Here is a 10,605-nt window from a genome sequence, read left to right on the forward strand (position 1 = left end):
ATCGGCGGCGACCCGCCAGGGGGTCACCGCCGATCATGCTCTGACCTGGGCAGATGCTGTTTACCTGCCCGCGGGGCCGACCTCCAGCTCGATCGTCGAGCCGTTCTTGGCCTCCTTGACGATCTTTATCCTGGTGTTGGTGTCAGTGACCTTGACGCCGCCGGTCGGGTTCGACTCGTCGTAGTAGTCGCCGGTGCGGTCGTTGAAGACCGGCACCCCCTTCGAGCCCGGGATCCAGGTCGCCACGTCGCCCTTGTGCAGCGTCATGCCGTCGGTGCGGTAGCGGCTGAACGGCGAGTCGTAGGACTGGATGCGGTTGCGCATCAGGGTGCCGTCGGAGTACTTCAGCGCGGTCGGGTGGGAGTCGACCGGCAGGAGCAGACCGGTGCCCGGGTGCTGGCTGGTGTTGTTGTCGGCCTGCGAGGTGTCCCACTTCCAGATCAGCAGGCCGTTCTGGTACGCGTAGTGCTCGACCCAGTTCGGGCGCGAGGTGAAGCCGAAGTTGTACGGGCCGGTCTTCAGCGTCTTGTCGTACGACACGTACTGCCGGTTCTCGGCGATGTAGTACTGCGCGTAGTCCTTGGTGAAGGACGCGCCGACCCGGGAGAAGCCGGTGGCCGTCCAAGCGGCGTCCGCCGTCTCGGCGTTGTCCGTGAAGAGCGCCCGGCCGTCCGCGGTGACCGAGATCGCGTCGGCCGTGAAGCCCTTCTGGGCCACGCCGCCGTCGGTCTGGTAGCGGAAGCGGAGGTCGATCTTCTTGCCCGCGTAGGCGTCGAGGGAGTACGCGAACTTCTGGTGGCCTTCGAGGGTGCCGTGCAGGGCCGGCTTGTCGGCGGCGTCGCGCGGGACCGGCTGGCCGTTCACCGTGCCGTCGATGGCGGTCCAGTTGGCGCCGCCGTCGGTGGAGACCTCGGTGTAGAGGTAGTCGTAGTTGGCCTCGATGTCGTACCAGCCGTCGAAGGTCAGCTCGGCCTTCGCCTTGCCGGTGAGGTCGACCGAACGGCTCAGCGTGTTCTTGAGGTTGTCGCCGCTGCCGCTCCACCACTGGATGGCGCCCTCGGCGGGGGTGACGATCTCGGTGGTGACCGCCTTCTTCGGCAGGTTCACGACCAGCGCCTGCTTGTGCTTGGTGTTGTACTCCGCCACGCCCAGCTTGTGCCAGGAGTCGACGCCGGCCTTGGCGGTGTCGTAGTTCAGCCAGCCGAGCTGGAGCTTGTCCCAGGCGGTCATGTCGCCGGGCAGGTCGCCGATCTCGTTGCGACCGGTGCCGAGCCAGGAGCCGGACGACATCAGCGTCCAGAAGCCGGTGGAGTTGTCGCCGCCCGCGGTGTCGTAGTGGTCCGGCAGACCGAGGTCGTGGCCGTACTCGTGGGCGTAGACGCCGAGTCCGCCGTTCTCCGGCTGGATGGTGTAGTCGCCGACCCAGACGCCGGTGGAGCCGATCTGCGAGCCGCCGAGCTTGTTCTGCTCGGGGCCGGTGGCGCCGGCGTCGGTGCCGAAGGCGTACCAGCGGTGGGCCCAGATCGCGTCGGTGCCCTGGGCGCCGCCGCCCGCGGACTCGTCCTCGCCGGCGTGCACGATCTGGAAGTGGTCGATGTAGCCGTCGGGCTCGTTGAAGTCGCCGTCGCCGTCGAAGTCGTAGCGGTCCCACTCGTCGAAGCGAGCGGCGTCGGCCTTGATCTGGGCGTCGGTGCGGCCGGCCGCCTTCTGCTGCTCGACCCAGGCGTTGAGGCCGTCGCTGACGACGTTCCACACGCTGGGGCAGTTGGTGTCGCCGCAGGCGTTGTTGCCGTAACGCGCCTCGTTGTAGGGGACCTTGACCCAGTCGGAGACCTCGCCCTCGACCGAGTAGCGGCCCGAGGACTGCTTCTCGTAGTACGTCTTGACCGAGTCGACGCCCTCGCCGGAGCCGAAGTACAGGTCCTGGAAGTGCTGCTGGTCGTAGTCGGCCTTCCAGGCCGTCGAGTTGTCCGTCCTGCGGTCCGGCTTGGCTATCTGGTTGTGCAGCGGGCCCGGGTCGCCGCCGTAGCGGCTGTCCACCTTGTCCCCGAACTCGACCAGGATGGTGAAGATCTTGTCGGTCTTCTCCCGGCCCAGCTCGACGTACTTGCTGTCGCCCTTCTTGCCCTTGAGCTGGACGACGTTCGAGCCGTCCTTCTTCTTCACCGAGGCCTTGCCGGAGATGACCTGGTTCAGGGCCTCCTCGCGCTGGGCCTCCTGGGTGTCGCTCAGCGGGCCCTTGAGGTCGTGGGAGTGCGTGCCCTTCGCGGGGTGCGGGTCGTGCCGGTCCACGGCCTGCGGCCGGGCGGGCGAGTCCGCCTGCGCCACGCCCGCCGCGGAGAGCGTGGCGGTGGCGGCGGCCAGGGCGACGGTGGTCGCCGCCGTTCTGAACGTCCAGGATCTGCTGGTCACTTGAGTTCCTCCCCCGCGTCCACGCGCGCGGATGGGGGGACAAGGACAGGGCAGAGTCCGCGCACACGTGATCAACGCGTGTAGTCAAGTGACGACATTTGACTAGAGGTTCACCGGAAAAGACAGACCTTGACTTGAGCAGGACAACTGCACTATGCGGAGTCGAGGTTCGCTTTACGAACACCTGCCCCTGGGCCGGCGCGGCACCCGACAGGCGCGCGGGACCGTCCACTTCCCGGACGTCATGAATCCGTGCGCCCCCCGTGCATCGGCCTTGTCGGTTAGGTAGTGCTTACTCCTGGTTCCACTCGGGCACACAGCCGGTTAGAGTCGCTTGGCGGAACGCCCGGAAGCCGGCGGAAAGCCAGGCCGACAGCCGGACTCACCCCCAGATTGTCTTCCGAGGACACGATGGCCATGCCCCGTCCGACCGCCGCACAGTTCGCCTACGGTTCGTGCACCGTGATCATGTCGACGCTCGCCATGCTGCTGCTGTCACAGACGAGTTCGGGTCCCGGAGTCGCTGTCATCGCCGTCGCGGCGCTCGCCCTCGGGCTGCTGGTCGCCGTGACGGTCCCCGCGCCCAGGGCGCGCACGGTGACCGCCGTGCCGGCCCGTCGGCCCGCCGCCGGCCGCGAGCCGGTTCCCGCGGCCCGGGTCTCCGCCGGGACGGGCGAACCGGCCCGGGGCCGTGCCGCCTGACGCGTCCTGCCCGGCGCCTTCGCCCTGACGCGTCCACCCCGGCGCCTTCGCCCTGACCCGTCTCAACGGGCGCTGACGACCACCGTCTTGGCCGCCTTGTCGTGCAGGCCCTGCTTGTAGGGGCGGTCGAAGAAGCTCCAGCCTCCGGCGATGACCGTCCAGACGCAGGCGCAGCAGAAGGCGAACGGGATCCACAGCACCAGGGCGCGGATCAGGGACGTCTGCACGGAGGGCGTGGCGCCGTTGTCCAGGTTGGCCACGCGCATGCCCAGCCACTTCTTCCCGAGGGTCTGCCCGGTCCTGGCGGTCAGGTAGGTGTCGTAGGCGATGTAGAGCACGGCGGCGATCAGGGACTGCCCGAAGGACTTGCCGACCGAGATGTCCTCGCCGTCCACCTGGTACTCCTGGACGTCGAAGGCCCAGCTCAGCAGCCAGACCACGATGCCCACGAGGATCATGTCGATGATCCGCGCGAGCGTGCGCCGGCCGCTGTCGGCGAGCGGGGGCATGCCGGCGAGCGGATCACCGGCGTGGGGGCCGCCGCCGTAAGGATCCCCGCCGTAGGGGCCACCGGCGCCGGGGGGCGGGGCGCCGTACGGGCCGCCGCCGCCGGGGGGCGGGGCGTCGTAGGGACCACCACCGCCGGGGGGAGGCGGGGCGCCGTAAGGACCACCACCACCGCCGCCGGGGGGCGGGGCGCCGTACGGGCCGCCGCCGGGGGGCGGGGCGCCGGAACCGGGGCCGGGGTCGGGGCCCGGTCCGGGGGACGGGGGAGGCTTCCTGAAGGGGTCGTCCTCCGGCGGCTGCCCGCCGGAGCCGGGGGGCGGTTCGCTGCTCATGGCCCGAGTCGACCGCGAACACTCGTGTCACGCATCCGGCGAGCGGCCGTCCGGAGTACGGGGTGCCTCCGGGCCGACGCCCTCGGGGGTGGAGGCCGGTCGCGCTGTTCCCCGCGCCCCTTGAGGCGGCTCCGGTGGACGCGCTCCGCAGCGGGGAAAACTGCGTGAGCCCGCGAGGTCAGCCCGCGACGAACGTGCCGGCCGCCTTGTCGTGCCAGCACTGGCGCCAAGGGCGGTCGAACAGGCACCACACGACGCCGACCAGCCCGACGACCAGGAGCCCCGGCACGCTGTAGACCAGCCACCGGCGCAGGGCCGCCCCGAAGGACGGGGGCTCGTGGGCCTCGATGTCCCGCACCTCCAGGCCGAGCAGCTTCTTGCCCAGGGTGCGCCCCCACTTGGCGGTGGGCAGCGCCTCGTAGACGACGCCGAAGAGCAGCAGGACGGCCAGCACGATGCCCAGGTACGTGCATGTCGTGCCGTCGAGCAGCCAGACCGTGACCGTCTCACCGGAGAGCCTGGCCTCGTCGATCTTGCCGTTGACGTGGTCGACCGCCTTGGTGCCGAGGGGCACGGCGGCCACGGCGGTGACGCCCGCGAGGACGGCGGTGTCGATCAGCCGGGCGGCCAGCCGCTTGCCGAGCCCTGCCGGGCGGGCCGATGCCTGGCGCCGGGCGGCGGCCTGGAAGACGTCCTCCACCGGCGGCTTCCACGGCGCGACGGGCTGCTCCTCGCCACCGGCACCGGCCAGCCGGTGCACCTGCTGCGCCCAGGAGGACTGACCGCCGCCGGGACCGGCCGCGACCGGGGCGGAGGCGGCGGGCTGAGGCGCGGCGGGCTGCTGGGACGCGGCGGCGGGCTGGGGCCCGGCGGTGTGAGGCGCGGCGGTGTGAGGCGCGGCGCCCTGGTGGGGAACGCCCGGCCCGGCCGGGGCGCCCGTCTGCTGCGGGCCGGACGGGGCCGCGGGCGCGGCGGCGGCGCGGGCCGCGGCCGCCTTGCCCGCGCCGAAGCCGGGGCCGCCCGCGCGCGGGGGGACGGCGCGGAAGGTCATGGTGCCCTCGTCCTCGGCGGCACCTTCGGGAGTCCGGGCGCCGCCCCCCTGGCCGGCCGTCGGGCGGCGGAAGACGAAGGTGTTGCCCGACCCGGCCTCCGTCTGTCCGGACACGGAGCCCGCCGCGGCGTCCGTCCGCGCGGCGCGGGCGTCGTCGCCCCGCGCGGGCCGGCCACCCTCCGCGCCGCCGCCGGCCGCCCCGGCACGCCCGGCCCCCTGCGCCCCTGCCCCCGCACCGGCACCGGCACCGGCACCGTCGGCACCGCCGACCACTCCCGCACCCGCGTCCCCACCCGCGGGGGCCGCTCCCCCGGACGGTCCCGCGCTCCGCGCGTGCGGGACCCTCGGGTCCGCGCCCTGGGCGGGACCCGGCCAGGCCACCCCCTGCTGCGGGGCGCCGGCGGGACCGGCCGGGTGGGCGCGGTCGGCGCCCCAGGCCGTGGCGGGCTCCGGACGGCTGCCGTGCTGGGGCCCGGCGTTCGGGGACGCGGCGGGCGGCGCCTCGGCCGGGTCCTCGGCCGGGTCCTCGTCGAAGAAGTGCGGGCCGGTCTCCTCCACGGAGGGCCGCGCGCCGGGCGGCGGCGCGAGCGGCTCGCCGTCCTTGGGCGCGGGCCGGCTGGTGCCCGGCACCCAGGAGGCGCCGTTCCAGTACCGGACGTATCCAGGAATGGAGGGGTCCGGGTAATACCCTTCGCGGGGCCTGTCGTCGCCGGGGGCCGGGGTTGGGGCGCTCATGTCCGTCGTCCCGTATCTGCTCGGGGGTTGATAGGGGGGCCTCAACATCTATCAGACGGCCGCAATCCGCACCGCCGGTCCCGCAGGACCCACCCCTTTCCGGGCAACCTCGTGCATGACCTTCACTCGCGGGACAGAGGCGGGAAAAAAGTTCCGCGAACCCGCGTAACGCTCACGGCCCCGGCCGCTCTCACTCGTGCGGGCCCGTTCCAGGCGGCCCGTGCGGACCGTACGAGAGAGGACACCCGCCATGCACGCCAACCCCACGGTCGTCGAACGCGAACTGGAGCTGAGGCTCGTCCTGTCGCCCGAGCACTGCCTGCCGGTGCCGGCCAGGCTCGGCTACTACATGGACGACCCCTACGCCGTGCACATCACCTTCCACATCGACTCCGGCCACCCGGTGCACTGGACGTTCGCCCGCGACCTGCTGGTGGAGGGGGTGTTCCGGCCGTGCGGGCACGGGGACGTGCGGGTGTGGCCGTCGAAGGCGGAGGGCCGCAGCGTCGTACTCATGGCGCTGAGCAGCCCCGACGGGGACGCCCTCCTGGAGGCGCCGTCGGCGCAGGTGTCGGCCTGGCTGGAGCGGACCCTGCGGGCCGTGCCGCCGGGCACGGAGAGCGGGCGGCTCGGCCTCGACGACGGGCTGGCCGACCTGCTCGCCCGGTGAGGCGCGGCACGCACCGGAGGAACCGCCGTGCGGAACGCGTACGCCGCCCGGAGAACCCCCGCGCGGAACGCGTGGGTCAGAAGAGCTTGCCCGGGTTGAGGATGCCCAGCGGGTCGAAGACGTCCTTCACGGCCCGCTGCATCTCCAGGCCCACCGGGCCGATCTCCCGCGCCAGCCACTCCTTCTTCAGGACGCCCACGCCGTGCTCGCCGGTGATGGTGCCGCCGAGTTCCAGGCCGAGGCCCATGATCTCGTCGAAGGACTCACGGGCCCGCCGTGACTCGTCGGGGTCCTGGGCGTCGAAGCATACGGTGGGGTGGGTGTTGCCGTCGCCCGCGTGGGCGCAGACGCCGATGGTCAGGCCGTACTTCGCGGCGATGCGTTCGATGCCCTCCAGCATGTCGCCGAGCCGGGACCGGGGCACGCACACGTCGTCGATCATCGTGGTCCCCTTGACCGCCTCCAGCGCCGTGAGCGACAACCGCCGTGCCTGCAGCAACAGCTCCGACTCGGCCGCGTCGTCGGCGGGGACCACCTGGGTGGCGCCGGCCGCCTCGCACAGGGCGCCGACGGCGGCGAGGTCGGCGGCCGGGTCGGCGGTGTCGAAGGCGGCGAGGAGCAGGGCCTCGGTGGTCTCCGGCAGCCCCATGTGGGCGAGGTCGTTGACCGCCTTGACGGTCGTACGGTCCATCAGTTCGAGGAGGGACGGGACGTGTCCGCCCTCCATGATCGCGCAGATCGCGTCGCACGCGGCGGACGCGGAGGCGAACTCGGCGGCCAGCACCAGCTGCTCGGGCGGCTTGGGCCGCAGCGCGAGCACGGCCCGTACGACGATGCCGAGGGAGCCCTCGGAGCCGACGAAGAGGCGGGTGAGGTCGTACCCGGCGACGCCCTTGGCGGTGCGGCGGCCGGTGGACATCAGGCGGCCGTCGGCGAGGACGACGTCGAGGCCGAGGACGTACTCGGCGGTCACCCCGTACTTGACGCAGCACAGGCCGCCGGAGGCGGTGCCGATGTTGCCGCCGATGGTGCACATCTCCCAGCTGGAGGGGTCGGGAGGGTAGTACAGGCCGTGTTCGTTCACCGCGCGGGAGAGCGTGGCGTTGACGACGCCCGGTTCGACGACGGCGACCCGGTCGACCGGGTTGATCTCCAGGATGCGGTCCATCTTCGTCAGGGAGAGGACCACGCAGCCGTCGGTGGCGTTGGCGCCGCCGGACAGGCCGGTGCGGGCGCCCTGCGGGACGACGGGGACGCGCAGCTCGGTGGCGGTGCGCATGACGTGCTGGACGTCCTCGACGGTGCGCGGCAGGACGACCACGGCGGGGGCGCCGGCCGGGCAGAAGCTCGCCATGTCGTTGGCGTAGGAGGCGGTGACGTCGGGGTCGGTCAGGACGGAGTCGGCGGGGAGTCCGGCGAGCAGCCGGTCGACGAGGGGGCCGCCGGCCGCCGGGGCCGCGCCGGACTCGCGGGCTGCGTCGTCCTCGTCGCGAGGCGCTTCGATACGGCTCATGATCTTAGGTTCGCACCCGGGGCCATCGGTGTGAACCCGTCGGCGGCACCCGGCGCAAGCCGCGGTGTGCTTGTCGTACGGGCGCACAGTAGGCGCCATGGAGATCGAACGCGGGCGGCGCTCCCGCCGCCGGAACCGGGTGCTGATCGCCTCCGTCGCCGGGGCCGCCGTGCTCGGCGGGGTGCTGGTGCTGCTGCCGTGGGACGGGGGCGACGCCTCCCCGCCCGCGCCCGGCCCCGCGGCGCTGGCGCGCGGTGCGGTGACCACGGGGGTGCCGACCGCGCTGCCGGACCTGGCGGTGCTGATCGGTGACCGGGAGCGGCACCTGCGGGCCCACCCGCTGGACGGTGCGTCGTGGGCGGTGCTGGGCGCGGCCTACGTCGAACAGGGGCGGCGTACGGCGGACATGGCGAACTGGGCGAAGGCCGACAAGGCGCTGCGCACCTCGCTGAAGGTCGGGGCGGCGAGGAATCCGCAGGCGCTGGAGGGGCTGGCGGCGCTGGCGGTGGCGCGGCGGGACTTCCCGGCGGCGAAGAAGTGGGGCGAGAGCGCGGTGAAGGCCGCCCCGAAGCGGTGGACGGCGCACGCGGTGCTGATCGACGCCTACACGGGGCTCGGCGACGACGAGGCCGTGGGGCGGGCCCTGGAGAAGGTCATGAAGCTGCGGCCGGGCACGCCGGCCGTGAGCGCGCGGGCGGCGGCCGTCTACCGGGACAAGGGCTGGCGGGAGGACGCGGCGGCGCGGATCTCCGACGCGGCCGCGGCGGCCCGGGCGCCGGCCGAGCGGGCGGCGTACCTGGAGCAGGCCGGGCGGCTGGCGTTCGAGCGCGGGGACCGCGAGGAGGCGCTGCGGTTCTTCCAGGAGGCGCTGCGCACCGACCCCGACCAGCGGGCCGCGCAGGCCGGGCAGGGACGGGTGCTGGCGGCGCTGGGCCGGACGACGGACGCGCTGTCGGCGTACCGGGCGGCGCTGGCCAAGCGGCCGAGCCCGGAGTACGCGCTGGAGCTGGGCGAGCTGTACGAGTCGCTGGGGCTGGACCAGGCCGCGCGGGTGCAGTACGACCTGCTGCGGGAGCGGGTGCGGGGCGCCGAGGCGGCCGGGGTGGACGAGCGGTTGCTGCTCGGGCGCCTGGAGGCGGACCACGGGGACCCGGACCGGGCCGTGCGGCTGCTGCGGGAGGAGTGGGGACGGCAGCCGGGGATCGCGGTGGCCGACGCGCTGGGCTGGGCGCTGCACCGCACCGGTGCGCACGAGGAGGCGCTGGAGTTCGCCGAGATCGCGACGGACGGCGACAAGGGCGGCGGGGTGCGCAGCGCGCTGTACGTGTTCCACCGGGGGCTGATCGAGCGGGAGCTGGAGCGGTACGGGCCGGCGCGGCGGCACCTGCGGGAGGCGCTGGTGATCAACCCGTACTTCTCGCCGCTGTGGGCGGCCGAGGCGCGGCGGGCGCTGGACGAGCTGGGCGAGCCCTCGGTGGAGGACCCGCCCGCGTAGCCGGCGTACGTCAGAGGTTGCCGCGCTTGGCCTGCTCGCGCTCGATCGCCTCGAACAGGGCCTTGAAGTTGCCCTTGCCGAAGCCCATCGAGCCGTGCCGCTCGATCAGCTCGAAGAAGACGGTCGGACGGTCCTGGACCGGCTTGGTGAAGATCTGGAGCAGGTAGCCGTCCTCGTCGCGGTCGACGAGGATCTTCAGCTCGCGCAGCGTCTCCACGGGCACCCGCGTCTCGCCCGCCCACTCGCCGAGCGTGTCGTAGTACGAGTCGGGCGTGTCCAGGAACCGGACGCCGGCCGCCTTCATCGTGCGGACGGTCTGGACGATGTCGTTGGTGTTCAGCGCGATGTGCTGGACGCCGGCGCCGCCGTAGAACTCCAGGTACTCGTCGATCTGGGACTTCTTCTTGGCGATCGCGGGCTCGTTGATCGGGAACTTCACCTTGAGGGTGCCGTCGGCGACGACCTTCGACATCAGCGCGCTGTACTCGGTGGCGATGTCGTCGCCCACGAACTCCTTCATGTTCGTGAAGCCCATGACCTTGTTGTAGAAGCCGACCCACTCGTTCATGCGGCCGAGTTCGACGTTGCCGACGCAGTGGTCGACGGCCTGGAAGGTGCGCTGGGCGGGCGGCTCGACCATGGGCTCGGCGGCGGCGTAGCCGGGCAGGTAGGGGCCGTCGTAGCCGGTGCGCTCGACCAGGGTGTGGCGGGTCTCGCCGTAGGTGGCGATGGCGGCGAGGACGACGGTGCCGTGCTCGTCCTTGACCTCGTACGGCTCGGCGAGCGAGCGGGCGCCGTGCTCGACGGCGTAGGCGTGGGCGGCGCGCGCGTCCGGGACCTCGATGGCGAGGTCGACGACGCCGTCGCCGTGCTCGGCCACGTGCCGGGTGAGGAAGTCGCCCCACTCGGTGGACGGCTTGATCACCGAGGTGAACACGAAGCGGGCGGAGCCGTTCTCCAGGACGTAGCTCGCGGTCTCGCGGCTGCCGTTCTCCGGTCCGGAGTAGGCGACCAGCTTCATGCCGAAGGCGGTGGAGTAGTAGTGCGCCGCCTGCTTGGCGTTGCCCACGGCGAAGACGACCGCGTCCATTCCCTTGACCGGGAAGGGGTCGGCCTGCCGGGCGGTGTCGGGAGTGTGGTGTGTGGTCTGCGTCATAGCCGCAGGGTCTCCCGCGTCTGCAAGGTGCG

8 protein-coding genes are annotated in these 10,605 nt (G+C 72.8%); 3 read left to right on the plus strand and 5 right to left on the minus strand.

Annotation, left to right across the window (positions count from 1 at the left end; translation table 11 throughout):
* Positions 1-60: 60 nt before the first annotated feature.
* Complete coding sequence (locus ACFIF2_RS03490) at positions 61-2,412, minus strand: immune inhibitor A domain-containing protein (protein ID WP_395570949.1); 2,352 nt, start codon at positions 2,410-2,412, stop codon at positions 61-63.
* A gap of 417 nt (positions 2,413-2,829) precedes the next feature.
* Between ACFIF2_RS03490 and ACFIF2_RS03495 the strand changes: the two genes are divergently transcribed.
* Positions 2,830-3,114, plus strand: coding sequence for a hypothetical protein (locus tag ACFIF2_RS03495; protein WP_395570950.1), 285 nt, complete (start codon positions 2,830-2,832; stop codon positions 3,112-3,114).
* Between the two features lie 62 nt (positions 3,115-3,176).
* On the opposite strand, the gene ACFIF2_RS03500 is transcribed toward ACFIF2_RS03495, so the two are convergent.
* Entirely contained in the window at positions 3,177-3,953 is a 777-nt protein-coding gene (locus tag ACFIF2_RS03500; protein WP_395570951.1) for an RDD family protein, read from the minus strand.
* A gap of 178 nt (positions 3,954-4,131) precedes the next feature.
* Positions 4,132-5,739: an RDD family protein gene (locus tag ACFIF2_RS03505; protein WP_395570952.1), complete on the minus strand. Its 1,608-nt coding sequence runs from the start codon at positions 5,737-5,739 to the stop codon at positions 4,132-4,134.
* A 250-nt stretch (positions 5,740-5,989) separates the two neighbouring features.
* Between ACFIF2_RS03505 and ACFIF2_RS03510 the strand changes: the two genes are divergently transcribed.
* Complete coding sequence (locus tag ACFIF2_RS03510; RefSeq protein ID WP_395570953.1) at positions 5,990-6,409, plus strand: SsgA family sporulation/cell division regulator; 420 nt, start codon at positions 5,990-5,992, stop codon at positions 6,407-6,409.
* A gap of 76 nt (positions 6,410-6,485) precedes the next feature.
* Here ACFIF2_RS03510 and ACFIF2_RS03515 read toward each other — a convergent pair whose 3' ends face one another.
* Complete coding sequence (locus tag ACFIF2_RS03515; protein ID WP_395570954.1) at positions 6,486-7,922, minus strand: FAD-binding oxidoreductase; 1,437 nt, start codon at positions 7,920-7,922, stop codon at positions 6,486-6,488.
* A 97-nt stretch (positions 7,923-8,019) separates the two neighbouring features.
* Between ACFIF2_RS03515 and ACFIF2_RS03520 the strand changes: the two genes are divergently transcribed.
* A complete protein-coding gene (locus ACFIF2_RS03520) occupies positions 8,020-9,417 on the plus strand; it encodes a tetratricopeptide repeat protein (RefSeq protein ID WP_395570955.1) in 1,398 nt (465 codons plus the stop codon).
* 10 nt (positions 9,418-9,427) lie between these two features.
* Here ACFIF2_RS03520 and hppD read toward each other — a convergent pair whose 3' ends face one another.
* A complete protein-coding gene (gene hppD / locus ACFIF2_RS03525; RefSeq protein ID WP_395570956.1) occupies positions 9,428-10,573 on the minus strand; it encodes a 4-hydroxyphenylpyruvate dioxygenase in 1,146 nt (381 codons plus the stop codon).
* Positions 10,574-10,605: the final 32 nt, after the last annotated feature.

It is taken from the genome of Streptomyces sp. BK79 (assembly GCF_044142145.1).
Taxonomy (GTDB): Bacteria; Actinomycetota; Actinomycetes; order Streptomycetales; family Streptomycetaceae; genus Streptomyces.